26 protein-coding genes and 2 tRNA genes are annotated in these 24271 nt (G+C 47.3%); 3 read left to right on the forward strand and 25 right to left on the reverse strand.

What is annotated here, in order from left to right; translation table 11 throughout:
• Positions 1-121: 121 nt before the first annotated feature.
• The 6 genes from alaS to argR all read right to left on the reverse strand — a co-directional run bounded on the left by alaS (position 122) and on the right by argR (position 7317).
• A complete protein-coding gene (gene alaS, locus ACYQ2E_RS06925) occupies positions 122-2740 on the reverse strand; it encodes an alanine--tRNA ligase (protein ID WP_460017341.1) in 2619 nt (872 codons plus the stop codon).
• Positions 2741-2975: 235 nt separating this feature from the next.
• Entirely contained in the window at positions 2976-3878 is a 903-nt protein-coding gene (locus tag ACYQ2E_RS06930; RefSeq protein ID WP_460017342.1) for a peptidylprolyl isomerase PrsA, read from the reverse strand.
• A gap of 55 nt (positions 3879-3933) precedes the next feature.
• A complete protein-coding gene (locus tag ACYQ2E_RS06935) occupies positions 3934-4638 on the reverse strand; it encodes an O-methyltransferase (RefSeq protein WP_460017366.1) in 705 nt (234 codons plus the stop codon).
• A gap of 2 nt (positions 4639-4640) precedes the next feature.
• Complete coding sequence (gene pepF, locus ACYQ2E_RS06940) at positions 4641-6443, reverse strand: oligoendopeptidase F (protein ID WP_460017343.1); 1803 nt, start codon at positions 6441-6443, stop codon at positions 4641-4643.
• An 84-nt stretch (positions 6444-6527) separates the two neighbouring features.
• Complete coding sequence (locus tag ACYQ2E_RS06945; RefSeq protein WP_460017344.1) at positions 6528-6872, reverse strand: YlbF family regulator; 345 nt, start codon at positions 6870-6872, stop codon at positions 6528-6530.
• Positions 6859-7317, reverse strand: a complete 459-nt coding sequence (gene argR / locus ACYQ2E_RS06950; RefSeq protein ID WP_460017345.1) for an arginine repressor — start codon at positions 7315-7317, stop codon at positions 6859-6861. Before argR ends, ACYQ2E_RS06945 begins: the two co-directional genes overlap by 14 nt.
• Positions 7318-7380: 63 nt before the next feature.
• Between argR and argS the strand changes: the two genes are divergently transcribed.
• Positions 7381-9072, forward strand: a complete 1692-nt coding sequence (gene argS, locus ACYQ2E_RS06955) for an arginine--tRNA ligase (RefSeq protein ID WP_460017346.1) — start codon at positions 7381-7383, stop codon at positions 9070-9072.
• Between the two features lie 58 nt (positions 9073-9130).
• Here argS and ACYQ2E_RS06960 read toward each other — a convergent pair whose 3' ends face one another.
• The 11 genes from ACYQ2E_RS06960 to rfbA all read right to left on the reverse strand — a co-directional run bounded on the left by ACYQ2E_RS06960 (position 9131) and on the right by rfbA (position 16860).
• Positions 9131-10021: an NAD(P)-dependent oxidoreductase gene (locus tag ACYQ2E_RS06960; RefSeq protein ID WP_460017347.1), complete on the reverse strand. Its 891-nt coding sequence runs from the start codon at positions 10019-10021 to the stop codon at positions 9131-9133.
• Between the two features lie 135 nt (positions 10022-10156).
• The gene (locus tag ACYQ2E_RS06965) at positions 10157-11050 is read right to left on the reverse strand and encodes a glycosyltransferase family 2 protein (RefSeq protein ID WP_460017348.1); all 894 of its coding nucleotides are present in this window, start codon (positions 11048-11050) and stop codon (positions 10157-10159) included.
• On the reverse strand, positions 11031-11438 hold the full coding sequence (locus ACYQ2E_RS06970) for a DUF2304 domain-containing protein (protein WP_460017349.1): 408 nt from the start codon (positions 11436-11438) through the stop codon (positions 11031-11033). Before ACYQ2E_RS06970 ends, ACYQ2E_RS06965 begins: the two co-directional genes overlap by 20 nt.
• A 21-nt stretch (positions 11439-11459) precedes the next feature.
• Positions 11460-12191: a glycosyltransferase family 2 protein gene (locus ACYQ2E_RS06975; protein WP_460017350.1), complete on the reverse strand. Its 732-nt coding sequence runs from the start codon at positions 12189-12191 to the stop codon at positions 11460-11462.
• Between the two features lie 4 nt (positions 12192-12195).
• Entirely contained in the window at positions 12196-13095 is a 900-nt protein-coding gene (rfbD, locus tag ACYQ2E_RS06980; RefSeq protein ID WP_460017351.1) for a dTDP-4-dehydrorhamnose reductase, read from the reverse strand.
• Positions 13092-13256 carry a hypothetical protein gene (locus ACYQ2E_RS06985; protein WP_460017352.1) on the reverse strand — a complete coding sequence of 55 codons (165 nt, stop codon included), beginning with the start codon at positions 13254-13256 and terminating at the stop codon, positions 13092-13094. The genes rfbD and ACYQ2E_RS06985 overlap by 4 nt, the downstream gene beginning before the upstream one ends.
• A gap of 51 nt (positions 13257-13307) precedes the next feature.
• Positions 13308-14363, reverse strand: coding sequence for a dTDP-glucose 4,6-dehydratase (gene rfbB / locus ACYQ2E_RS06990; RefSeq protein WP_460017353.1), 1056 nt, complete (start codon positions 14361-14363; stop codon positions 13308-13310).
• A 6-nt stretch (positions 14364-14369) separates the two neighbouring features.
• Positions 14370-15029 (reverse strand): HI0074 family nucleotidyltransferase substrate-binding subunit, encoded by a 660-nt coding sequence (locus tag ACYQ2E_RS06995; RefSeq protein WP_460017354.1) that lies wholly within the window; start codon positions 15027-15029, stop codon positions 14370-14372.
• A 77-nt stretch (positions 15030-15106) separates the two neighbouring features.
• Positions 15107-15700 (reverse strand): dTDP-4-dehydrorhamnose 3,5-epimerase family protein, encoded by a 594-nt coding sequence (locus ACYQ2E_RS07000; protein WP_460017355.1) that lies wholly within the window; start codon positions 15698-15700, stop codon positions 15107-15109.
• 11 nt (positions 15701-15711) lie between these two features.
• Positions 15712-15936: a hypothetical protein gene (locus ACYQ2E_RS07005; RefSeq protein WP_460017356.1), complete on the reverse strand. Its 225-nt coding sequence runs from the start codon at positions 15934-15936 to the stop codon at positions 15712-15714.
• A gap of 54 nt (positions 15937-15990) precedes the next feature.
• The gene (gene rfbA / locus ACYQ2E_RS07010; protein WP_460017357.1) at positions 15991-16860 is read right to left on the reverse strand and encodes a glucose-1-phosphate thymidylyltransferase RfbA; all 870 of its coding nucleotides are present in this window, start codon (positions 16858-16860) and stop codon (positions 15991-15993) included.
• Positions 16861-17067: 207 nt separating this feature from the next.
• On the opposite strand from rfbA, the gene ACYQ2E_RS07015 reads away from it, so the two are divergent.
• A tRNA-Arg gene (locus ACYQ2E_RS07015) sits at positions 17068-17141 on the forward strand.
• Between the two features lie 658 nt (positions 17142-17799).
• Positions 17800-17873, forward strand: a tRNA-Pro gene (locus ACYQ2E_RS07020).
• Between the two features lie 34 nt (positions 17874-17907).
• Here ACYQ2E_RS07020 and purR read toward each other — a convergent pair.
• From purR to ACYQ2E_RS07060, 8 genes are all read right to left on the reverse strand, one after another.
• Positions 17908-18726 carry a pur operon repressor gene (gene purR / locus ACYQ2E_RS07025; RefSeq protein WP_460017358.1) on the reverse strand — a complete coding sequence of 273 codons (819 nt, stop codon included), beginning with the start codon at positions 18724-18726 and terminating at the stop codon, positions 17908-17910.
• Between the two features lie 214 nt (positions 18727-18940).
• Positions 18941-21034, reverse strand: coding sequence for an elongation factor G (fusA, locus tag ACYQ2E_RS07030; RefSeq protein ID WP_460017359.1), 2094 nt, complete (start codon positions 21032-21034; stop codon positions 18941-18943).
• A gap of 108 nt (positions 21035-21142) precedes the next feature.
• Positions 21143-21271: a hypothetical protein gene (locus ACYQ2E_RS07035; RefSeq protein ID WP_460017360.1), complete on the reverse strand. Its 129-nt coding sequence runs from the start codon at positions 21269-21271 to the stop codon at positions 21143-21145.
• Positions 21272-21483: 212 nt separating this feature from the next.
• Positions 21484-21951, reverse strand: coding sequence for a 30S ribosomal protein S7 (gene rpsG / locus ACYQ2E_RS07040; protein ID WP_460017361.1), 468 nt, complete (start codon positions 21949-21951; stop codon positions 21484-21486).
• A gap of 17 nt (positions 21952-21968) precedes the next feature.
• Positions 21969-22382 (reverse strand): 30S ribosomal protein S12, encoded by a 414-nt coding sequence (gene rpsL / locus ACYQ2E_RS07045; RefSeq protein ID WP_460017362.1) that lies wholly within the window; start codon positions 22380-22382, stop codon positions 21969-21971.
• A gap of 203 nt (positions 22383-22585) precedes the next feature.
• Positions 22586-23269, reverse strand: coding sequence for a ribose-5-phosphate isomerase RpiA (gene rpiA / locus ACYQ2E_RS07050; protein WP_460017363.1), 684 nt, complete (start codon positions 23267-23269; stop codon positions 22586-22588).
• Between the two features lie 24 nt (positions 23270-23293).
• Positions 23294-23785 carry a PTS sugar transporter subunit IIA gene (locus ACYQ2E_RS07055; RefSeq protein WP_460017364.1) on the reverse strand — a complete coding sequence of 164 codons (492 nt, stop codon included), beginning with the start codon at positions 23783-23785 and terminating at the stop codon, positions 23294-23296.
• Between the two features lie 21 nt (positions 23786-23806).
• Positions 23807-24178 carry a hypothetical protein gene (locus ACYQ2E_RS07060; protein ID WP_460017365.1) on the reverse strand — a complete coding sequence of 124 codons (372 nt, stop codon included), beginning with the start codon at positions 24176-24178 and terminating at the stop codon, positions 23807-23809.
• Positions 24179-24271: the final 93 nt, after the last annotated feature.

Raw genomic sequence — 24271 nt, forward strand, 5'->3', positions numbered from 1 at the left:
TTATTTTATTTGCATTGGAGTGCGAGTTTTGGCTTGATGAAAGCTGACGCAACAATCTTTTTAACCAATTTACGCATTTCTGAGTAGGCCTTGTCAAATGCAAGGCTTCATCTGTTATAATTTAAAGATTTTCAGCCACATGAGCCAGCAAATCAGGAATCCCCGCCGCCTTCGTACCACCGGCCATCGCCAAATCAGGCTTCCCGCCGCCGCGGCCGTCAACAAACGGCGCCAGAGCTTTGACTAAGTCACCCGCTTTCTTATCACTGACAGCTGAAGCCACCAGCAGACTGACTTTGCCCTCAGGGAGCGACGCAGCAAGCACCAGCACATCTGACGACTTCTTCTGTTTCCAGATATCAGCCAGTTGTCTCAAGTCATTGGCTGAGCCGGCTTTTACTTCGGCTGCAATGAAACGATGCGCTGAGGCGGTCTGCACATTTGCGAAAATCTCAGCGGATTGGGCTGAGGCGAGCTGGGCAGACAGCTTCTCGTTTTCTTTCTGTGCGGCGCGGAGTTCTTCCTGGACTGCGCCAATTTTCACCGGCACTTGAGCCGGCTGCGGCGCTTTCAGACTTGCGGCCGCTTCAAGCAGGAGGTTTTCCTGCTCCTTAAAGGCTTCATAGGCTTTCTGACCTGTCACTGCAAAGATACGACGGACGCCGGAGCCGATTCCTTCTTCTTTCATAATCTTGAAGAGGCCAATTTCTGAGGTGCGCTTAACATGTGTGCCGCCGCAAAGCTCAACAGAGTAGTCGCCGATGCTGACCACGCGTACTGTCTTGCCATATTTTTCTCCAAAGAGTGCGGCTGCGCCCATTTTCTTGCCGGTTTCGACATCGGTCTCAATCGTTGTCACTGGCGTATCTTTCCAGATTTCCTCATTGACCTGGCGCTCGATTTCATTGAGCTCGTCCTTAGTAACGGGCGCGAAATGGCTGAAGTCAAAGCGCAGGAATTCAGTCTCGTTGAGCGAGCCGGCCTGCAGTGCGTGCTGGCCTACGATATTGTGTAAAGCCGCGTGGAGCAGGTGAGTAGCGGTATGGTTTTTCATGACCTCATTGCGGCGGACTTCGTCAATCTCGAGTCTGTAAGTCTCGCCGACAAACATTTCTTCGACGATATTGACTTTGTGCAGATTCTGCTTATTCGGCGCGTGCTGCACATCGCTCACTGTCGCGACCACGTTTCCGGCCATGTCTTTAATGACCCCGTGGTCGGCCACTTGTCCGCCCATCTCGGCATAAAACGGCGTCTGGCTGAAGACCAGCTGCGCTTCGCCCGTGGCTTTGTCAAGCTTGGCATCATTTTGAACAATGACCAGCAGTTTGCCGTCGGCCTGGGATGTTTCATATAGGAACTCTGATTCGTCTTTAATCGACTGCAGCGTCTCGTTCTGCGCGCCCATGGAGCCGCCTTTGACGACTGCGGCACGCGCCCGCTCCTGCTGCTGCTTCATTTCGGCCTCAAAGCCAGCATGGTCAATCCCGAAACCAGCATCCGCCGCGATTTCCTCGGTCAACTCAACCGGGAAGCCATATGTATCATAAAGGCGGAAAATGTCAGCCCCTTCAACCTCTGTCTTGCCTTCGTCCTCGAGCTTGGTCAGGAGCCCGTCCAGCATTTTACTGCCGGCATCAATCGTGCGCAGGAAAGTCTCCTCCTCACGCTCGACGATTTGGCTGATATAATCGGCCTTCTCAAGAATCTCCGGATAAAAGCTCTGCATGATTTTCCCGACAATCGGCACAAGTTTGCTCAAAAACTTCCCCTGAATGCCCAGACGTTTGCCATGCATGACCGCACGACGAAGCAGACGGCGCAGCACATAACCGCGGCCCTCGTTTCCGGGCAATGCGCCATCTCCGATGGCAAAAGCCAGCGCCCGAATATGGTCCGCAATGACCTTGAAGCTCATATTATCGCCTGTCGGGTCGTAAGACCTGCCGGACAGCCTCTCAATTTCACGGATGATAGGCAGGAAAAGGTCAGTGTCAAAATTGGTATGTCCGCCCTGAATGATGCAGACCATGCGCTCCAGACCCATGCCCGTATCAATATTCTTCTGCGGCAGCTCCTTGTACTCCGAGCGTGGCACCGCCGGGTCGGCGTTGAACTGCGACAGCACGATATTATAAATCTCGATGTAGCGGTCATTTTCAATATCTTCTGCCAGAAGCTTCAAGCCGACATTTTCCGGGTCAAACGCCTCACCGCGGTCAAAAAAGATTTCCGTGTCAGGACCTGAAGGGCCTGCGCCGATTTCCCAGAAGTTGTCCTCAATCGGCACCAGATGGTCTTCAGCCAGCCCGACCTCAATCCAGCGCTTATATGTGTCCTTATCGTCCGGATAATAAGTCACGTAGAGCTTATCCCCCGGAAAGTCAAACCAGTCAGGCGAAGTCAGCATTTCCCAGGCATAGGCAATGGCTTCCTTTCGGAAATAATCGCCGATAGAGAAATTACCCAGCATCTCGAACATCGTGTGATGACGGGCAGTTTTGCCGACATTCTCAATGTCGTTGGTACGAATTGCCTTCTGCGCATTGGTAATACGCGGATTTTCAGGCACAACCGAGCCGTCGAAGTATTTTTTCAGCGTAGCAACGCCGGAATTAATCCACAGCAGCGTCGGGTCATTGACAGGCACAAGTGATTGTGAGGGTTCCACCGCATGGCTCTTGGACTTGAAGAAGTCCAGGAACATTTGGCGGGTTTCAGCAGAGGTCAGTTTCTTCATTGTTTTCCTTATATAAAATAAATAATAGTATTCGCGCCGCGAGAGTCACAGAAGCGATTTTACTTCAAAAAATGAACAGACTCCGCCGTAAAGTGAGGGGCGTTAATGACGCGGTACCACCCTCATTCACGACAGAGTCGTCTTATTGCTTTGGTTCAATTGTAAGGCACATTTGACTGCTGATTTTCACCAAGCATCAGCTCTCTAAAAGTCAAATACTTTCCAGTTCACAGAATTAATTAGTAGCGGTAAAGCTTGAGAAGATATTGCTCAAAGCCTTTTCTTTAACAGTGACATTGTGTTTAGTCAGATAACCTTTGATGACGCCTGCAGTATAAGTTGAGTCATTCTCTTTTGTCACTTTGATGTAATTTTCAATCTGCTTTTTATATTTTGACATATCAGCATCATTTTTTCCAGGATTCTTAATCATGTAGACAAAATAGTACATCGGTGTGCTTGTCGACTCATCCTGAGACGTAATAACGTCGGAGCTCTGTCCGTCAGTCAGCTTGACAGCGGCATCTCTCACTTCTTGCGGAAGTGAGGTATTTGAGCTGTCAAATTTCTGCTCGTAACCTGAAGAATCAGCGGTTTTCTTAAATCCGTCAAAGTCGCTGGCTGCCTGATCATGTATTTTCTGAGCTTCATCTTTTGAGGCCGAGCTGTAGACGTATGTATCAACTTCGGGATAATAAGTTGCCCAAGCAGCTTTGATTGCGTCATCGGTGTACTGCGTCGCCTTGATATCTTTGTCAATCGCAGCTTTCTGCAGCAGATTCAAGCGAATTGTTTCTTTGTAGGTATCTTGAGTCAAGCCCTGCTGCTGCAAGTAAGTGTCCAGGTTGTCACCATATTGAGTCTTTGTTTTGTCAAACTCGGCAGTCACTTCTTTTGTTGTTACAGTCTTGCCTAAGTCTTCTTCAAAAATCTTGCTGAAAGTCATGTTCTGAACCAATTGAGAGATACCTACTGTAGGATATTTAATCGCCTCATCATAAACATCCCCCTCTCTAATGGTGTCGCCTTTCATGGTCACAACATTTTTATCAATATTTCCTTTTGAGCTTGTACAAGCAGTCAAAGCAAACAGTGAAAGTCCAACTGCTGCTGCCAGAATTATTTTTTTAAGCTTCAAGTTCTTCTCCTTTGAATCGCGTTCTAGCGTTCACGCACGCATTTAGCTTTCTATATTATATCATAGGCCCTGATTTTTTGCACTTGATAAGCAAGAGGCCGTCTCCTAACGGAAGTAAAGTGGACTGCAGGTTTTCGTCGGCGTAAACTGCGTCAAACAAAGCATTTAAACCTTTGGTGATGTTGCGCTGGCGGCGGGGCAGTTCTGACACGGGTCTGGTGATATCCCCAGCCTGGAAAACGTCGTCAATGGCGAGAATAGCATTTTCTCCCAGGTTTTTCAGCAGGTAGGGAAGAAACTTGACATACTGCGTCTTTGCTGAGTCCATGAAAATGAAATCATAATGCTGGTCTTCAAGCTCTGGCAGAATTTCTGCGGCATCGCCCTCGATGAGTTTAATCTGCTGACGCTGGTCAAATTTTCCAAAATTATCACGCGCAAAAACCAGCATTTCTTCGTAACGCTCAAGCGTGGTGATTTCTGCCTCAGGACAGGTTTCTGCGAATAACAAGGTCGAAAAGCCGATGGCTGTGCCGATTTCCAGGATTTTCCGGGGCTGCAGGCTTGAGAGCATAAACTGAAAATAGACCACGGTTTCCTGCGGAATGACGGGGATGTTGTTTTCAGCCGCAAAGCGCTGAATTTCAGCCAAGTTTCCACTCAGCTGACTTTGCCGGCTCCGCATGAAGTTAAGCACCTCATCCTTGACGACTGGACGATGCATCATCGGATTCGCGCGTCCAGCATAGGTTTCAAGCATCATTAGAGGTAAGCTCCTTTTGCAACTAGGCTTTCAAGCTCTGTCAGGCGTTTCTCAAAGAGCTCAAAGGCTGCGTCTAAATAATCCGGCTTGGTCATGTCTACACCTGCTTTCGCAATGACATTCAGCGGATAATCGGACGAACCGGCCTTAAGATAGTCCAGATAAGCCTCGCGGTCCTGCGCTGTGCCGTGGACAATTTTCTCGGCCAGATAACTTGCCGCCGCAAAGCCGGTCGAGTACTGGAAGACGTAGTAATTGTAGTAAAAATGCGGAATCCGGGCCCACTCATACTGAATCTCAGGATTTTCAGCGCTCGCCAGACCATAGTACTTCTCGTTCAAATCGCCATAGAGCTGATTCATGAATTCACTCGTCAAAACTTCACCTTGTGCATCAGCCTCATGAATCTTATGCTCAAACTCAGCAAACTGCGTCTGACGATAAACCGTGCCTTTGAAACCATCCAGCCAGTTATTGAGAATGGCAAAGCGGGTCTTGTCGTCTTTCTCCTGATCCAGCAGCGTGTCTGTCAAAATGTTCTCGTTGGTGGTTGATGCAATCTCCGCCAGGAAAATCGGATAATCGCCATAAACGTAAGGCTGATTTTCACGTGTGAAAGTACTGTGCATACTGTGCCCCATTTCATGCACCAGCGTAAACAGAGCGTCCAGATTTCCCTGCCAGTTCAGCAGCATAAAAGCGTTTGTATCATAAGCACCGCCGGAATATGCGCCCGAGCGCTTGCCATTGTTCTCTTCAACATCAATCCAGCGCTCATCAAAAGCTCGCTTTACCCTCGCGGAGTAGTCATCCCCGAAGACAGATAAAACTTCCTGCGCCTTTTGCACAGCCGCCTCATAGTCAAACTTGTAGTCCGTCTGCGACAGCGGCATATAAATATCAGACATTTTCAAATCCGGCAAATCAAGAATCTGCCTGCGCAGCGCAATATAGCGGTGCAGCAGCGGTAAATGCCTGTCTACAGCCTCAACCAGCACATCATAAACCTCTTCCGGCACAAAATTCTCAGACAAAGCCGCCTCGCGCGCCGACTTATAATTATGCGCACTGGCATTGAAATTATGAACCTTAACATTCGTCTGCAGCGTCTTCGCATAAGTATGCTGGTACTGCGCATAGTGACCGTAAAGCGCCTGGTAGGCAGCCTCTCTAACCGCGCGGTCCTTGCATTCCAAGAACGAGACATAATTGCCATGCGTCAGCTGTACTTCTTGGCCATTTTCGTCCTGAATGACCGGAAGCTCTATATCAGCATTGTCAAAAACCTCAAAAGTTTCCGATGGCGCCGCGAAAATCTCACCCGCCTGAGCGAGCAATTTCTCCTCTTTTTGGCTTAAAACATGGGCTTTTTTGGCAAATAACCCCTCAAAATAATGGGAGAATTCTGTCAACTGCGGCACCTTTGCCTCAAATTCTGACAGCATTTCAGCAGTCAGCCCCATGAATTCAGGTACGTAGAAAGCGAAAGTCTCAGAAAACTTTACGTACAAAGCAGAAGCTTTTGCCCGAAACTCCTGATATTTCGCGACACGAGTGTCCTGATCGTTTTTCATGGAAGCATAGACATAAATCCGCTCAAGTTTTTGCGCCAATTCCAGCTGCTTCAAAGTGATTTCAAGGAAACTCTCGGCCGAATCCAGCAAATGACCAGTGAATGCCGCGGCCGCTTCTATATCAGTTGTCACGGCCTCCAGAGCAGCCTCCCAGTCTTCATCCGTCGGATAAATCGTCGTCAGGTCCCAGTGCAGCTCTTCTGCTATTTCATTGCGTTCTTGCGCCATCTTTTTCACCTTTCTTTGGATGTATTTTTGTCCTCAATTATAGCATAAATTAAAATCGGTGCCCGCACCGATCCCTTATTTTTTTTACAACAGCTCATTGACTTTCCGCTCAACTTCTCCTGTCACATACTGCAGTAAATCATTGACATCCTCCATCCGAGTAGAATAATCCTGAACCAGAAGGTTATTTTTCAGTTGTTTTTCAATTTTTTGCGCGGTCTGTGCGGTTTCTTTGAATGCTTGAGATTTCCCGAGCTTATTATAGAGCACGGCTTCTTTCTGCAAGTCTTTCATTTTTTCATAATCGGCCCAAAGGGCTTTGTCTTCCCGCAGTAAAACTTCTGCTTTTTGAAAAGCTTGAACGTAGTCAAGTTCTCGCATCAGTTTGGTCAGGCTGCTCGCTAGCTTTGACAGCTCATTTGATGGCATCGCGGATTTCTTCTACCAGTGAATCGGCTGACTTCACACTTTCACAAACCAGCAGAAGTGTGTCAGCTCCGGCAATTGTACCTAGCACTTCCGGCCGGTTTGCTGTGTCAAATTCATTAGCCAGCAAAGCCGCTTCACCCAGGCGTGTGTGGCAGACAATCATGAACATGACGCTGTTAACTGAGCGAATGAACTGGCGATAGACCGTGGTAAAATTCGAGGTATTCTGCTGCTGATTGAAAATTGCATAAAAAATACCATCGTTGTTCCGAAACTTGGCCAAACCCAGCTCACGCATGTCGCGCGACAAAGTAGCCTGTGTGACAGAAACACCCCGTTTCTCCAACTCAGCCGCCAACCCTGCCTGCGTGGCGATTGGACGATCACTGATAATAGCTGTAATAAGCTTTCTTCTATCTTCTTGAGACAAATGGCCCTTCTTCATATGCAATATTATAGCATAAATATGCTATAATAAGGCGAAAAATCGGAGGAATTTGAAATAATAATGAATGAAAAAAAAATTGCGGCCGAAAACCTTGCTAAAGCGCTGAATGACAGCTTAAATGCCGAGCAAATTTTTGCCTTACTTGAAAAGCCTAAAAAAATCGAACAGGGTGATATTGCCTTTCCGGCTTTTTCACTCGCGAAAGAGCTTCATAAATCCCCAGTGGAAATTGCCAAGGAACTGGCCGGAAAGATTGATTCTGCCGGTTTTGATAAGGTTGAAGCAACTGGTCCTTATGTCAACTTCTTTGTCAGTAAGTCTGGTACGACAGCAGCCGTTATTTCTGAAATCGTCAAATCCGGCAGCAGCTATGGCTCTGAGGAGCTTGGCCATAAGCGCAACGTGACAATTGATATGTCGGCGCCGAATATTGCCAAGCCATTCTCTATCGGCCATTTGCGTTCAACTGTGCTGGGCGAGTCCATTTCCCGCCTTTATCAAAAACTTGACTATAACACGGTCAAAATCAACCATTTAGGTGACTGGGGCAAGCAGTTCGGCCTTTTGATTACTGCCTACAAGAAATACGGTGACGAAGCCACTATCACAGCCAATCCGATTGACGAGCTCTTGAAGCTCTATGTCCAAATCAATGCCGAAGCCAAGGAAGACCCGGCTGTTGACGAAGAAGGACGTGCCTGGTTCCTCAAGATGGAGCAGGGTGATGAGGAAGCGCTGCGTATCTGGAAATGGTTCTCTGACGTGTCGCTGCTTGAATTCAACCGTATTTATGACAAGCTGGGCGTGACTTTCGACTTCTTCACTGGGGAAAGTTTCTATTCTGATAAAATGGATGCTATTGCTGACGACCTTGAAAAGAAGGGACTGTTACATGAGTCCCGCGGCGCTTTAGTGGTTGACCTTGATAAATACAATCTTAATCCGGCTCTGATTAAAAAGACAGATGGTGCAACTTTGTACATTACTCGTGACTTGGCGACTGCCGTTTACCGTAAGCAGACTTTTGATTTCGTCAAATCGCTCTATGTTGTCGGTGCCGAGCAGATTAACCACTTCAAACAGCTCAAGGCCGTGCTCAAAGAGGCTGGCTATGACTGGTCCGACGATATGACGCACATTCCTTTCGGCATGGTGACGCAGGGCGGGAAGAAATTCTCCACCCGTAAGGGCCACGTTGTGAAGCTCGAAATGGCGCTCGACGAAGCGGTTGACCGCGCGCTCAAAATGATTAATGATAAAAATCCGGAGCTGCCGAACAAGGAAAAAGTCGCACATCAAGTCGGCATCGGCGCTGTCACTTTCTACGACCTCAAAACGGACCGCATGAACGGCTATGACTTCAATCTTGAAGAAATGGTCTCCTTTGAGGGCGAAACCGGTCCTTATGTCCAATATGCCTACGCTCGTATCCAGTCGATTCTGCGCAAGGCAGGCTACGACCCTAACGCTGAATATGATGTTCAATTCGCCGGCAATGAGCACTGGGAGCTTGTCAAGCTCATGCAGGACTTTCCAGCTACAGTCAAGCGCGCAGCTGATAAATATGAGCCTTCTATTGTTGCAAAATATGCAATCTCTCTAGCGCAGGCCTTTAACCGCTACTATGCGCAGGTTCGCATCCTTGATGACAACGCTGAAAAAGACAGCCGCTTAACTCTGATTTATGCAGTAGCCGTGGTTCTTAAAGAAGCACTTCGTCTGCTTAATGTTCAGGCACCGGAAGAAATGTAATAAAGATAAACAAAAAGTGAGTCACGGCTCACTTTTTTGTACTCTCTCAAGAGCGTTCTTACCTCTTCTCAGGACGTTTACCCTCAGGCCAGTATAATTTAATCAGCGCCTGGGTTCCGTCGTTCTCAAAGCCTTTCTCGGCCAGCATATCATAGAGTTTCTTAGCTTGAGCGGTGGCGGGAAGTTCAATTTTCATTTTCTCGGCTTCTTCAAGCGCAATTCGCAAGTCTTTGATAAAGTGTTTGACAAAAAATCCCGGCGTAAAATCTTCCCGAAGCACACGCGGTGTATAGTTCGTCAATGACCAGCTCGCTGCGGAACCGCCGCTGACTGTTTCAAGCATTTTGTCCAGGTCTAGACCTGCGGCATCGGCATAGACCAGAAACTCCGTCATGGCTGTCATTGTGCCGGCAATGGCAATTTGGTTCGCCATCTTCGCGTGCTGACCGGCGCCTGCTTCGCCTTGGCGGGCGATGGTTTTGCCTTCGATTTCAAAGAGCGGGAGTACTTTTTCGTAAACAGCTTCATCTCCGCCGACCATAATCGTCAGTGTGGCGTTTTTGGCGCCGAGGTCCCCGCCTGATACGGGTGCATCAAGCGCAGCGGCCCCCAATTTTTCCGCCGCTGCATGTATTTCTCTTGCAAGAGCGGGTTCGCTGGTTGTCTGGTCTACAAGGATTTTCCCAGCTAGGCCGGCAGCCGCTAGGATGCCATTTTCACCGAAGTAAATTTCCCGCACATCTTTGGGAAATCCGACGATTGAGAAGATAATGTCTGCTGATTCTGCGACTTTTTTTGCTGTCTCACACCAAACTGCGCCTTTTGCAACGAGTTTGTCTGTTTTAGAACGGGTGCGGTTGTTCACGTAAAGCTCATGGCCTGCATCCAGCAAGTGTCCTGCCATCGCAGCGCCCATCACGCCTGTGCCGATAAATCCTATTTTTGTCATTTTATTTCCGCCTTTTCTTTTTATTTTTCTCTCTTAAATTTTACCAGAATAACGCGTAAATGAATATTTTTTAACGGTTATTTTACAAAAAAATCCTGTTTTTAGACAAGATTCTTATATTTTCTCAAAAATCAGTTAATCCCGATTCAACACATGTCTGAAAAGCTGCCTCGCTTGTTTCTTATCTGTCCGAAGAGCCAGGGGAACCAGGAATAGCGCATGCATTCTTGAATAGTAGTGGTTCTTTGCTTTCTTGGCCGCCCGATTCCAGCCCAACTGACGAAACTCGGCTTCTTTGGCGACAAAAAAGTTTTTTTCTTCCTGAAAACGCCGACCGTCAAGGGCTGCTTGCATGGAGTCGGATGCAAGATGGCGCCGATAAGAAAAGGTTGTGTGATTTTTATCAAAATAAAGAGAGCCGCCGCGCTGCAGGATTTTTACGCCAAGGTTGACATCCTGCACGATATTGTATTTTTCGTCAAAGCCGAACTGCTGCGCTGCTTTGGTGCTCCAGATAATTGAGGGGAAATAGTGCCAGCCGGAAATATAGGACTCGGCAATAAGCTCACCCGCATAAAGGCCGGCCCGCGTCGGCATAATTTGACGCTTAACACGGTCAGACATCGGCAAATAGGTCGTGCCTTGCTCGTCAATGATGTCAACCATGGGCTGATACATTTCCAAGGTTCCATAGGACTGGCGGACCTCAACGAAACGCTGCAGAAAATCCGGATGCATTTTGTCATCTGCACCCATCATGACAAAGTAGGGCGCAGTCGCACTTTCCAGCGCTTTTTCATAGTTTTTATTGGCGCCTAGATTGACTTCATTTCGCGTGTACTGAACGCGCGCATCTTTTTTGCAAATTTCTTCAAAAAATTCGGCCGTTTCTTTTCCCGGATTTCCATCGTCAAAAACCTTCAGCGCCCAATCCGTGTAGGTCTGGTCAAGCACCGACTGGACAGCGATTTTCATGAGCTCAACATTGCCGTAAAAAGGAAAAAGCACATCAATTTTCAATTCTTCCACTGTTTTCTCCCTTTTCACTGTGTTTATGCTCAGCTGCGCGCTCTCCCGTATTCTCAGCAACCTTCTCTTTCAAAATCGAAACTTCCTGAATCAGCTCCTTAACCTGCTTCTCCGCCACAATCAGCGACAGCTCCATCCTGAAAATGAAAAGCAGAATAATGACAATAATAATATAAATCGTAAAAGTCGAATAAGTCGTGAAGCCTAAAAGTCTCGCCACTTTCCAGCCGAAATCCGAGAAAACCGAGCCCAGAATCATGACCAGCGACAGGAAAATCCACTTCCGCTGGCGCAGCACATCCGAGCGGCTGCGACGCACCAAAAAGAAGATGTAGCCCGCAAATAAGACTGCAATTATAATCGCTAGAATTCTCAGTTGAAATGGCATCTCAAGCAGCTCCAGTTCTTTTTATTTTCTCTCGGCCAAGCCGACAATCAACAGCGTCAGCAACACACTGTACATATAGGAGAACCCGGCCCGAAAATCAATGCTCGATTTACCGAACCTCCGTTCATACATTTTAACACCGAACTCCTTCACGCGCAACTTCTTCTCCTTGAGCGCGATATAAGACTCCGGCTCCGGATAACGTCTGGGATAGTCACGGGCAAAGATTTCAATGACTTTGCGGTTGCCGGCCCGATAGCCGCTCGTAATATCTTTTATTGTTAGTTTGGAAACAAATTTCAAGACCGCTGAAAGTATTCCGATGCCGATTTGACGCGCTGCCGATGAAGTAAACTCCGACGGACTCCCCTCAACAAATCTCGAGCCTACAGCAAAATCAACCTCCCCTGCCAGAATCGGATTCACGAGGGCTGGCAGAGACTCAATCTCATGCTGTCCATCGCCGTCGAACTGACAAGCCACATCATAATCATTTTCCAGCGCGTACTTATAACCCGTTTGAACCGCGCCGCCAATGCCCAGATTCTGAATCAGCTCAATATGCTTGATGTCATTGGCCAAAAGAACCTCTTCAGAATTGTCTGTGGAGCCGTCATTGATGACGATGTAGTCGAGCTGGCGGCCTTTGTTCATATTTGCCCATTTCGCACGAAAAGCATCGACCTTCCGGATAACCGCGACGATGCCTTCAGATTCGTTAAAAGCTGGGATAATGAGCAAAATCTTTTTCAATGTTTTACTTTCTCAATGTACCTTTTTCCATGTCCTTATTGGGGCGTAAATCACCGACAGCCAGCATCTGATGCAGCGCATCCTGCCAGCTTGGGATTTCAAAGCCTGTAGCCTTCGCCTTTTTGAGCGACATGGTCGAGTTGAAGGGACGTTTGGCTTTCGCCGCAAAATTCTCTGAGCTGACCGGTTTCACAACCGTGTCTGTGTCTTTAAGGATTTCCGTCGCAAAGTCAAACCAGGTCACGTCTTCACCTGGCGCCGCATCATTTGTCAAGTGATAAAAGCCTGGTGCTGCGTCCGTGTCGACCAGATGTACCATGAATTCAGCCAAAGTGCGGCTCCAAGTCGGACGACCGTGCTGGTCACTGACCACCGTGATTTCCGCGTGCGTCTCGGCCAGTTTCTGCATGGTAAAGACAAAATTCGGGCCATAAGAGCCGAAAAGCCAAGCCGTGCGGATAATGTAGAACTTCGCGCCAGACGCTTCAATCGCCTGCTCGCCTAAATCCTTCGTGCGGCCGTATTCACTGACAGGGTGCTTCTCTTCGCCGTCTTCGTTCCATTCTTGTCCAACCGGCAGGAAGCCTCCGAAAACATAGTCTGTGGAAATCTGCACCATCGTCGCGCCGACCCGAGCACAGGCCTCAGCGATGTTGCGCGTTCCGTCCACGTTGATTTTCTCGCCCAGCACCTTGCCTTCGTCTTCTTCCTTGTCCACAGCCGTATAAGCCGCACAGTTATAAACGACAGTCGGCTTGTTTTTGTCGAAAAAAGCATCAACACTGACCTTGTCCGTAATATCCAGTTCTGCCACATCTGCCGCAAAATATTCGACACCGCGTTCATCCAGCAAGTGACGCAGTTCAGTACCCAGCTGGCCGTTTCCGCCTGTGATTAAAATCATTTCTTTCCTTCTTTCGTCAGAGAATCGTATTTCTCTGCTTTTTCCTTGAGCTCTGCCACATAAGCCTCAAACTCAGCAACTGAGTCAAAGCCGTAGTTCTTCTTGATATAACTAATCAGCGGCATTCCTTTATCAAGTTCTTCTTTTGCTTTTTCAAACATGATGCGTCTCCTTTTCATTCAAATTCACTTTTGCAGAGCGATTATTTCAACTTATTTGTCTAAAATCTTCTGCGTCTCAGCATATTTCGCCTCAACCGCAGCCTTTTCAGCCTTCCACCAGTCCTCATTATCCCGGTACCAGTCAATCGTCGCCTGCAGTCCGCTCTCAAAGTCCGTATGCTTCGGCGTCCAGCCGAGCTCTGTGCGCAGTTTCGTATTGTCAATCGCATAGCGCAAATCATGCCCTGCGCGGTCTGTCACACGGTCATAGTCGTCTTTGTCCTTGCCCATGCGCGTCAGAATGTCCTCAAGCACTTCCTTGTTGTTCTTCTCGCCGTCGGCACCGATAAGATAAGTCTCGCCGATACGTCCCTTTGTCAGGATGGTCCATACGCCAGAGCTGTGATCCTCCGTGTGAATCCAGTCGCGCACGTTCTTGCCGTCGCCGTAGAGCTTGGGCTTGATGCCAGAAAGAATGTTCGTAATCTGGCGCGGAATGAACTTCTCGATGTGCTGGAAAGGTCCGTAGTTATTGGAGCAGTTCGAAATCGTAGCTTTGAGCCCGAAAGACCGCACCCATGCACGCACGATTAAGTCAGAAGCCGCTTTCGTCGAGCTATAAGGGCTTGACGGATTATATGGTGTATGGTCGGTGAACTTCTCACCTGGCCCTTCTCCGTGTCCTGGCAGGTCTTCACGATAAGGTAAATCACCGTAGACTTCATCGGTCGAGACATGATGGAAACGCAAGTCATATTTACGCGCTGCCTGAATCAACGTATAAGTGCCGATAAAATTCGTATGGATAAACTCATCCTGCGACTTCAAACTATTATCATTATGGCTTTCCGCCGCATAATGCACCACCGCATCCGCCTTGGCGAAAACCTGGTCCACGATTTCAGGGTCCGCGATATCGCCGACCACCAGCTCCACACGGCCGCTGTCGAACAGCATGTTGATATTATTGACATTGCCCGCATAAGTCAGCTTGTCCAGCACCGTGACATGCACGTCCGGGAAGTTATTGTAGACATAGTGTACAAAATTCGAGCCGATAAAGCCTGCGCCGCCGGTCACGACGATATTTTTGTATGGTGATTCCATTTTTGTTTATTTCTCCAATTTTTTCTCTAATTTTTCAAGTTCAGTAATGAAAGTCGCTCTGATTTCGTCAACAATTTTCTCGGCTTGTGCCAAATCGTACACATGACTTGTGATATTCCGCGCCTCCAGCATTGCAAACCAAACCTCTCCAGCTGAAATCAAATCCGCCTGAAAAGCGCTGCGCACCACTTGCTTGGGACTCATCAGCTCATCCTGCGCAACCCCCTCATCAAGCAAGACGGCCCGCATCGTCTTCCAGGCCAGCTCCACCGTAAACTCAAAGCGCTGAATAATTGCATCCAGCACGATATCATCCGCCGGTTCTACTGATAGCGCCTCATTCAGCCGCTTCAGAGCATTTGCATAATTCGCTGTTTTCTGCTGGACCTTATTCACAATTACAATTCCATCTTTCTCGATGTTTGACCGCATTTCATCATCCGTCAACTCATTCATGAAAACCAAATCAACTTTATAAACAAAATGCCATTCTTCAATTTTATCACGAATCAACAGCTTATCCTGAAAATTCAGCCCGCCATATATCGCAATGTCAAAATCTGATTTCTCGTTGAAATCGCCTCGAGCTCGACTGCCGAATAGAACAATTCTGGAAATATGCGGAATTTGCCGGGAAAGCGAAACAAAGAATTTTTCATAATCCATTTTCCTGAAACCTTTCTTCTAAGCTCAAAACTTTTGCAGGCTTAGAGAGATTCACCACATAACGATGGTAGGCATTATTAAGAAATATCCTCGTGCAAAGCCGCAACGTCCTTCAACAGCGGATGATTCTTATCCGCCTCAGAAACTTCAGCTTCGGCCAGGTTTTCCCACTGAATGCCGAGCGCCGGGTCAGCATAATTCACGAAAGCGTACTTCGGTTTCAGCTCCAAAGCCCAGTAATCGTTGACCAGGTAGCTGTATGAAACAGTGTCGCTGAGAACCTGAAAGCCGTTGGCGACACCCTTGGGGATGTACATGCCGACGCTTGCGTCAATGATAGCCTGGTAAACATGGCCGAAGCTCTCGCCTTCGCGTAAGTCGACCCATGCGCCTAAAACGCGGCCTGCGTCCGCTATCGAAATATATTTGTCCCAGGGCTCAGCATGAAGTCCCCGCAAGACATTTTTCTTGCTGAAACTGATGTTATTCTGCAGTTTATCTGCTGCAAAGAAGCTCTCAGGAAAGCCAAGCGGGAGCATTTTTTCTTTCTGAAAATTTTCCTTAAACCAGCCGCGATTGTCGCCGTGTACGGGGATGTCAAACTTAATCACGCCTGGGATTTCAGCGATTGGATGAGCGGCTAACGGCTTTTCAAAAAATTCTTCTGTCATTCTTTTTTCTTTCAAACTCTTTCTATTTTTTCAGATATTACAACATAAGCAAAAGAAAGTATTAAATCAACTGTGATAAGCACGATGAGACCAAGGAGAAAGCTCATCAGCCAAGCCTGTCCAATGATTTGTTCAGACACGAAGCGGGCAATTACAATCGAAATGACGAATATCACAACTTCTGCGATTTTATCTCTCTTTGAAGTTATGGAGTTCCATGGTAAATATTTTTTCATAACTTTTCTTTCTAAATGTTTATCAAGTGCTTTTCCGTCGTGAAAATTTAGACCTTAAGCTTTTTTTATCAATCGCAGCAGGTACTGACCATAATCGTTTTTCTTCAAAGGCTGCGCCAGCTTGAAGACATCTTCGTCTGTGATGTAGCCCATGCGCCAGGCAATTTCTTCAAGGTTAGCTACCATGACATTCTGCATGCGCTGAACAGTTTCGATATACTGTGCAGCTTCAAGAAGCGAAGCATGTGTACCTGTATCCAGCCAGGCAAATCCGCGTCCCATGAGCTCAACTGACAAGTCACCGCGCTCCAGGTAGGCCTTATTCACGTCCGTGATTTCCAGTTCGCCGCGAGGCGATGGTTTGATGTTCTTTGCGATGTCTACGACGTCGTTATCGTAGAAATACAGGCCTGTAACGGCATAGTTTGACTTGGGAACTTCAGGCTTTTCTTCAATTGAAACGGCGTTCATGTTCTCGTCAAACTCGACGACGCCAAATCGCTCTGGGTCAGTGACATGGTAGCCGAAGACAGTTGCGCCCGTTTCTTTGGCAGCTGCTTTCTGCAGGAGTTTTGACATGCCTGGTCCATGATAAATATTGTCCCCCAAAATCAGCGCCACGTTGTCCTTGCCGATAAAGTCAGCCCCGATGATAAAGGCTTGTGCGAGGCCGTCTGGTGAAGGCTGAACAGCGTATTGGAGGTTAATGCCTAGCTCGGAGCCGTCGCCCAGCAGTTCCTCGAAACGCGGCGTGTCCTCCGGGGTTGAAATAATCAGAATGTCTTTGATTCCTGCCAGCATCAGGGTTGACAAGGGGTAATAGACCATCGGCTTATCGTAAATCGGCATCAGCTGCTTGCTTGCAGCGCGCGTCAACGGGTAAAGGCGAGTCCCAGAACCGCCCGCCAAAATAATTCCTTTCATCAGGAACCTCCATCTTTTCATTCTAAAATTTAACTATAGACAATTATAGCAGAATCTGCCGAGAATTTCAGTAAATTTCTAATGTCAAATATTTCAATTAATTTACAAGCCAAGTTATGAGACACTTCTCATGCAAATGTCAATTGCTCTGTCATTTATCAGTTGCTAAATTTAAATACTTGTGCTACAATAAGTTGTTGTCAAAAAGCGCCCATGGCTCAACTGGATAGAGTACTTGACTACGAATCAAGCGGTTGCAGGTTCGAATCCTGCTGGGCGCATCAATGTCCTTGCGGACATTGATGCTGGCTTCCTAAAAATGTAAAAGAAGCCAGGTTTAATAACGATTTGCGCAGCAAATCTTCCTTGCCAGTGGCAGGTTTTGGTAGGCTTCCTAAAGATATAGAAGAAGCCGTTTCTATAAAAGATTTGCGAAGCAAATCCTCCTTGTTGTTTTCTTAGGACAAATCAAAAGCCTTCGGCTTTTTACTTTGTTAGCAGGTTAGTTGTATCAGCTAGGGGAAGCTAGCTCAGCTTGGTAGAGCTCAAAGCACCGCTTTGAGGCTGCGGATAAGGAAAACAAAGTTTTCCTCCTTGCAGGTACTCTTGTCAAGAGTACAGAGCAAATTTCCAGTTTCAAAATTGAATAGTATCAGCTACGGGAAGTAGCTCAGCTTGGTAGAGCTCAAAGCACTGCTTTGAGGCTGCGGATAAGGAAAACGGAGTTTTCCTCCTTGCAGGTACTCCTCCAAAGTACACAAAGCAAATTTCCAGTTTCAAAATTGAATAGTATCAGCTACGGGAAGTAGCTCAGCTTGGTAGAGCTCAAAGCACTGCTTTGAGGCTGCGGATAAGGAAAACGAAGTTTTCCTCCTTGCAGGTACTCCTCCAAAGTACACAGAGCAAATTTCCAGTTTCAAAATTGAATAGTATCAGCTACGGGAAGTAGCTCAGCTTGGTAGAGTACCTGGTTTGGGACCAGGGTGTCGCAGGTTCGAATCCTGTCTTCCCGATTAAAAAGCAGAGGTCGCGCGCCTCTGCTTTTCTTTAATTATTTTCGTCAAAAATATTCCCCAAGCGAACAGTAATAGTATGGTCCGACAAGTCAATATCATCCACCCGAAGCATCGAGCGGTAGTCCGCCAGCGGACGCTCACCGCGGAAAGGCCCCTCAATGAACACAGACACGCCCGCCACGCGACAGTCCATTTCCTGCACTAGACTCTTCATACCATTAAGAGTCCCGCCGCCTTTCATGAAATCATCCACGATTAGAACTCGCTGACCGGCTGACAAAGCTCGTTTTGAGAGCACCATTGATTCCACCTTGGCGCTGGAGCCTGACATATAGTTCACTGCAATAGTTGCTCCCTCTGTGACCTTAGGGTCACGCCTCGCCACAATGAAAGGCACACATAGACACTCGGCCACTGCTTGTGCAATGGGAATTCCCTTGGTGGCAATAGTCATGACAGCATCGACCCGATTATCAATAAACTCGTGAGCCAGAATTTGCCCGATTTTCCGAAGGTTTACAGGATGACCTAAAATGTCCGAAAGGTAAAGATAGCCGCCCGGCAGAATCCGATTATTGTGGGTCATCAGCTCTTCAATTTCCTGAGCCAAGCGCTTGGACTTGGTGTCAGAAATGTCCGGAATGAACGAAATACCGCCAGTTGTCCCGGTATATGTCCGAAGTTCACCGATTTCCCGCGCCTTGAAAACTCCTCTGATAATCTCCAAATCCTCAGAAATTGTTGATTTTGATGCCGAATATCTTTGTGTGAATTGATTCAACTTTTGCAGCTGGAATGGATTTTCCAAAAGATAATTCGTTAAATCCACCAAACGTTCGCTTCTTTTCATTAATTTTACCTCTTAATGTCCATTATAGCACATTAATGTTTCAAATTCCGAACATTGCCGCAGAAACGTATTAAATTTTCACTGAAAGCGCCTCATTTTCGAGACATTTTCTAACGTTAATAATGCCCCACACCAGAAATTACAATCACATTAAGTATTTAAAAATTCGAAAAATGCCCCAAGTTCTGGGACATTTTCACATTATTCGTATCAATTAATCAGCTAAGGAATTTCCGCCGTTTTTCTTGATAATTTCTTCTTGGACAGCCTTAGGCACATCTGAGTAGTGGTCAAACACCATCATAAACGTACCGCGGCCCTGAGTTGCAGAACGGATAACCGTGGCATAGCCGAACATTTCTGACAAAGGCACCATGGCATGAACGATTTGAGTCTTGCCCAGAGCTTCCATACCTTCAACACTACCGCGACGTGAGTTGACGTGGCCGATTGCATCGCCCATGTACTCTTCAGGCACAGTAATCGTCACTTTCATGATAGGCTCAAGGATAACAGCATTTGCATGCTTAGCTGCTTCTCTCAATGACAATGAAGCGGCAACCTTGAAGGCCATTTCAGATGAATCGACTTCATGGTATGAACCATCATAGAGCTTGGCTTTGATGTCAACCAGCGGATAACCTGCAAGGACACCATTTGCCATGGACTCTTCCAGTCCTTTTTGTACAGCTGGAATGTATTCACGAGGAACGACACCACCAACGATGGCATTTTCGAATTCGAAGCCTTTTCCTTCTTCATTCGGTGTATATTCAATCCAGACGTCACCATATTGACCTTTACCACCTGACTGACGCTTGAAGAAGCCGCGCGCTTGAGTAACAGGGGCACGGAAAGTCTCTCGGTAAGATACTTGAGGTGCACCAACATTGGCCTCAACCCCGAACTCGTCTTTCAAACGCGTGACAAGGACATCAAGGTGAAGCTCGCCCATACCGGCAATGACCGTCTCGCCAGTTTCCTGGTTCGTTGACACGCGGAATGAAGGGTCTTCTTCAGCCAGCTTCTGCAGGCCTGTACCCATCTTGTCCTGGTCAGCCTTAGACTTAGGCTCAATGGCGATTTCGATGACAGGGTCAGGGAAGACGATTGACTCGAGGATGATTGGCGCTTTTTCGTCACAAATGGTATCACCGGTTTTAGTATCTTTGAATCCGATGGCAGCAGCGATATCACCTGCCCACACTTCATTGATTTCAGCGCGGTGATTGGCATGCATGAGCACGATACGGCCCAAACGCTCTTTTTTGCCTGTCTCAGCATTCAGAACATAAGAACCTGCCTCAGCATGACCGGAATACACACGGAAGAATGTCAGACGTCCAACAAACGGGTCAGTCATAATCTTGAAGGCAATCGCTGAGAATGGCTCATCATCAGATGGATGACGCTCTTCTTCTTTATCAGTCTTAGGATTGATTCCTTTGATAGCTGGAACGTCCACTGGTGAAGGCAGGTAGTCAAGGACTGCATCAAGCATTGCCTTAACACCCATATTCTTGTAGGCAGAACCACCCATTACCGGGAAGAATTCAGCTGCAATCGTCGCTTTACGAATGGCTGCTTTCAGCTCAGGAATGGTGATTTCTTCACCCTCGAGGTACTTCATTGTCAGCTCGTCGTCAGTTTCAGCAACTGCTTCAACCAGCTTAGCACGCCACTCTTCAGCCAATTCTTTCATATCATCCGGAATTGGAATTTCTACAGCATTTTCCTCAGGTGCACCGTCATAGTGCCAAGCTTTCATCTCAACGAGGTCAATGCCGCCGCTCAAGTTATCCTCAGAGCCGATTGGAATTTGAATCGGGTGCGCATTTGCCTGAAGACGCTCATGCAGTGAAGCTACTGAGTTAAAGTAGTCTGCACCTGTCTTGTCCATCTTGTTTGAGAAGACGATACGCGGAACCTTGTATTCAGTCGCCTGACGCCAAACAGTTTCTGTCTGAGGCTCAACACCGACCTGTGAATCAAGGACAGTTACGGCACCATCAAGAACACGGAGTGAACGCTGAACTTCAATGGTGAAGTCCACGTGTCCCGGCGTGTCGATAATGTTGATGCGGTTGCCTTTCCAGTAGGCGGTAGTTGCGGCAGAAGTGATGGTAATACCGCGCTCCTGCTCCTGTTTCATCCAGTCCATCTGTGAAGCGCCGTCATGGGTTTCACCGATTTTGTGGATTTTATGTGTGTGGTAGAGCACGCGCTCTGTCGTCGTGGTTTTACCAGCGTCGACGTGGGCCATGATACCAATGTTACGAGTGTTTTCGAGGGAATATTCTCGGGCCATTTTGTTTATTATCTCCTTGTGATTTTAACTGAGTTCAGCACGTCTGAAGCTAGAGAATTAGACAAATCGGAACCTGCCTTACAGGCAGAACCGCGATTTTCTAAATTCTTACGCTTCATAGCGGACGTGCTTCACATCTTGTTTAACTGAGTTCAGCACGCCTGAAGCTAGAGAATTAGACAAATCGGAACCTGCCTTACAGGCAGAACCGCGATTTTCTAAATTCTTACGCTTCATAGCGGATGTGCTTCACATCTTGTTTAACTGAGTTCAGCACGCCTGAAGCTAGGAGATTAGATAAATTGAGAACCTGCCTTGCAGGCAGAACCTCAATTTCCTAAATCTCTACGCTTCATAGCGGGCGTGCTTCACATCTTGTTAAAAACTGAGTTGAGCTTACGCCCAGCTCAGTTCAAATCTTTTCAAATCTCAACCAGGTAAAGTAAGTCTTACCAGCGGAAGTGAGCAAAGGCACGGTTAGCTTCTGCCATTTTGTGAGTATCTTCACGTTTCTTGACAGCTGCACCAGTATTATTTGCTGCATCCATGATTTCTTTTGCAAGACGATCCTGCATTGTATGCTCACCGCGCTTGCGGGCAATAGTTACCAGCCAGCGCAGGCCAAGTGTCGTACGACGCTCTGGACGCACTTCAACAGGGACCTGATAGTTTGAGCCGCCGACACGGCGTGCGCGAACTTCAAGCATCGGCATGATGTTCTCCATTGCTGACTCAAAGACTTCAAGCGGGTTGTTGCCCGTTGCTTCCTTAATCTGCTCAAAAGCACCGTAAACAATGTTTGTAGCGACGCCGCGTTTACCATCAAGCATGAGACGGTTGATAAGACGTGACACGACAACTGAATTATAAACTGGATCTGCCAAAACTTCACGTTTTGGGGCACGATTTTTACGCATTTATCTTATCTCCTTTCTTAAGCTTTTGGACGCTTAGCGCCATATTTAGAACGGCCCTGCTTACGGTCCGTCACACCAGCAGTATCAAGCGCACCGCGGATGATATGATAACGTACACCAGGAAGATCCTTTACACGACCGCCGCGAAGAAGCACAACGCTGTGTTCCTGCAGATTGTGGCCGATACCAGGGATATAAGCAGTCACCTCCATCAGGTTCGAAAGACGCACACGGGCGAATTTACGAAGCGCTGAGTTAGGCTTCTTAGGTGTCATAGTTCCGACACGCGTTGCAACACCGCGTTTCTGTGGGCTTGCAAGTTTAGTCTGTACCTTTTTGCGGCTGTTGTAGCCGACATTCATGGCAGGAGACTTTGATTTGACAGCCTTTGACTTACGAGGGCTGTGCACAAGTTGGTTAATTGTAGGCATTAACTCTGTCTGCTTTACTTTATCATTTACGGCAATCCGTTGAGCAAAAACAATATTGGAAAGCAATCCTTTCATTTTTTTCAATTTGGTGTGTCAGTATATGCTCGCTCAAAACAAGTTCTGACTAGAAGTTTGGCAACTTTTAACGTTCTTCTGTAGTTATCCAAATGTAAAAAGTACCGTGATATAGTATATCAGAAAGCTTAGGAATTGTCAAAAATAAGCTCAATTCCGTCCTGTCCCGCCAAAATCACCTTTTTGGCCAGATTCAGAAAAAGACCATGTTCCACCACGCCGACCGTCTGGTCAAGCGACAACGCAAGCTTGCCGGCATCTGTGATTTTCCTCAGATGAAGGTCAATAATAAAATGGCCCTGATCGGTGACAAGACGATTCCCGGCGGAAGAACTAGTCCGCCAGCTAGGATGATAACCCGCTCTCTCAAATTTCTCAAAAAGCAGGCCTGCGCCGAACTGGACAACCTCCACCGGCAGAGGAAAAGCCCCCAGCTGCTGAACACGTTTGCGCTCATCCGCAATCCAGATAATATCATGCGAATTGACCGCGACGATTTTCTCCATCAGAAGCGCCGCACCGCCGCCCTTAATGCCATTGAGCGCCGGGTCAAATTCATCCACGCCGTCAACCGTCAAATCCACATAAGGCACACTGTCAAAGGCAGAAATTGTCATGCCCAGCAACTCAGCCTGTGCGGCCGTTGCGTCAGAAGTCGTGACCGCCGTGATTCTCAGATTTTCCTCACGCACACGCCGCGCCACTTCTTCCACGAAAAAGGCCGCCGTCGAACCTGTGCCCAGCCCCACAATCATGTCAGGCTGAACAAATTTGGCGGCTTCGACGCCGGCCTGTTTTTTTAGATTCTCCATGAGAAAATTATAACATATACCCCCTTATTTTGTCACGGCTTCGCCGATTTTTTCGCCGCTTTCTGCCTGAGTTTCATTTACCGTAAACTGCTCAAGCTTGTCGCCTGTATTCGTGAAAACAACAACGACTGTCTTCTGAAGACCTGCTGCCTCCACAGCTGCGAAGTCCGCTGTGCCTATCTCTTCTCCGCCATTGACAGCATCACCAGTCTTCACCTTAAAAGAAAACGGCGCGCCATTCAGCGAGACAGTATCAAGGCCGATATGAAGCAGCACTTCCAACCCGTCCGCACGGACAAGACCAACCGCATGTCCCTGCATCATGGTGACAGTTCCAGACACAGGCGCACAAATCTTATTGTCCGCCGGCTCAACAGCATAGCCCTCTCCCATCATTTTCTGTGCGAAAACAGGGTCGCTGACCTTATCAATGCTTATCACATCACCTTTCACAGGTGAATACAGCCCATTGTCTACATTCTCTTTTTTGCTTTTGTTTTTACCAAGTCCGAACATTTTTTCCTCTTTCGTATATTTTTATTTAATTGTCTGAATGAGCAGCAGAACCGCTGACAGCAACGATAACACAGTCACTAAAATTACAAGGGCAAGAATTAAAGGAGCCCTTTTTATTTTATCAGTTTTTTCAGCTTTTGGGATAATTCTGTAATAAAGATAAGAAATCCCTGCGCCAATGAAGTTTAAAGTAATCAGCTGTTGAATAACCGCAAACAGCACAAAACTTTTCAGCGTTTTGGCCTCTTCTTTCATGGCAAAAATAGAGTGAAGAATGAAAGCCATAATCAGTAAAATACAGCAGACCAGGAAAGCAACCGCAAGACTTGGCACTTCTGTAATTATCTCTTTATAAGGCAGTTCACTCTGTACAGAATAAATTCCTAAAATCATGAAAAAGATAACAGGAAGAATGAGCCAATAAGCAATTAAACTATTCCGTAATATTTTTTGCGACGTCAGTATATTCATTTTCGATATTTAGAC

The organism is Lactovum odontotermitis, assembly GCF_054658595.1.

Bases quoted from the DNA above. Each gene is read 5' to 3' on its own strand.
- alaS (WP_460017341.1), bottom strand. From the start codon at position 2,740: ATGAAGAAACTGACCTCTGCTGAAACCCGCCAAATGTTCCTGGACTTC.
- ACYQ2E_RS06935 (WP_460017366.1), bottom strand. From the start codon at position 4,638: ATGCTTGAAACCTATGCTGGACGCGCGAATCCGATGATGCATCGTCCA.
- pepF (WP_460017343.1), bottom strand. From the start codon at position 6,443: ATGGCGCAAGAACGCAATGAAATAGCAGAAGAGCTGCACTGGGACCTG.
- ACYQ2E_RS06945 (WP_460017344.1), bottom strand. From the start codon at position 6,872: ATGCCATCAAATGAGCTGTCAAAGCTAGCGAGCAGCCTGACCAAACTG.
- argR (WP_460017345.1), bottom strand. From the start codon at position 7,317: ATGAAGAAGGGCCATTTGTCTCAAGAAGATAGAAGAAAGCTTATTACA.
- argS (WP_460017346.1), top strand. From the start codon at position 7,381: ATGAATGAAAAAAAAATTGCGGCCGAAAACCTTGCTAAAGCGCTGAAT.
- ACYQ2E_RS06960 (WP_460017347.1), bottom strand. From the start codon at position 10,021: ATGACAAAAATAGGATTTATCGGCACAGGCGTGATGGGCGCTGCGATG.
- ACYQ2E_RS06970 (WP_460017349.1), bottom strand. From the start codon at position 11,438: ATGCCATTTCAACTGAGAATTCTAGCGATTATAATTGCAGTCTTATTT.
- rfbD (WP_460017351.1), bottom strand. From the start codon at position 13,095: ATGATTTTAATCACAGGCGGAAACGGCCAGCTGGGTACTGAACTGCGT.
- ACYQ2E_RS06985 (WP_460017352.1), bottom strand. From the start codon at position 13,256: ATGTTTGAAAAAGCAAAAGAAGAACTTGATAAAGGAATGCCGCTGATT.
- rfbB (WP_460017353.1), bottom strand. From the start codon at position 14,363: ATGGAATCACCATACAAAAATATCGTCGTGACCGGCGGCGCAGGCTTT.
- ACYQ2E_RS06995 (WP_460017354.1), bottom strand. From the start codon at position 15,029: ATGGATTATGAAAAATTCTTTGTTTCGCTTTCCCGGCAAATTCCGCAT.
- ACYQ2E_RS07000 (WP_460017355.1), bottom strand. From the start codon at position 15,700: ATGACAGAAGAATTTTTTGAAAAGCCGTTAGCCGCTCATCCAATCGCT.
- ACYQ2E_RS07005 (WP_460017356.1), bottom strand. From the start codon at position 15,936: ATGAAAAAATATTTACCATGGAACTCCATAACTTCAAAGAGAGATAAA.
- rfbA (WP_460017357.1), bottom strand. From the start codon at position 16,860: ATGAAAGGAATTATTTTGGCGGGCGGTTCTGGGACTCGCCTTTACCCG.
- purR (WP_460017358.1), bottom strand. From the start codon at position 18,726: ATGAAAAGAAGCGAACGTTTGGTGGATTTAACGAATTATCTTTTGGAA.
- fusA (WP_460017359.1), bottom strand. From the start codon at position 21,034: ATGGCCCGAGAATATTCCCTCGAAAACACTCGTAACATTGGTATCATG.
- ACYQ2E_RS07035 (WP_460017360.1), bottom strand. From the start codon at position 21,271: ATGAAGCGTAAGAATTTAGAAAATCGCGGTTCTGCCTGTAAGGCAGGT.
- rpsG (WP_460017361.1), bottom strand. From the start codon at position 21,951: ATGCGTAAAAATCGTGCCCCAAAACGTGAAGTTTTGGCAGATCCAGTT.
- rpsL (WP_460017362.1), bottom strand. From the start codon at position 22,382: ATGCCTACAATTAACCAACTTGTGCACAGCCCTCGTAAGTCAAAGGCT.
- rpiA (WP_460017363.1), bottom strand. From the start codon at position 23,269: ATGGAGAATCTAAAAAAACAGGCCGGCGTCGAAGCCGCCAAATTTGTT.
- ACYQ2E_RS07055 (WP_460017364.1), bottom strand. From the start codon at position 23,785: ATGTTCGGACTTGGTAAAAACAAAAGCAAAAAAGAGAATGTAGACAAT.
- ACYQ2E_RS07060 (WP_460017365.1), bottom strand. From the start codon at position 24,178: ATGATTTTAGGAATTTATTCTGTACAGAGTGAACTGCCTTATAAAGAG.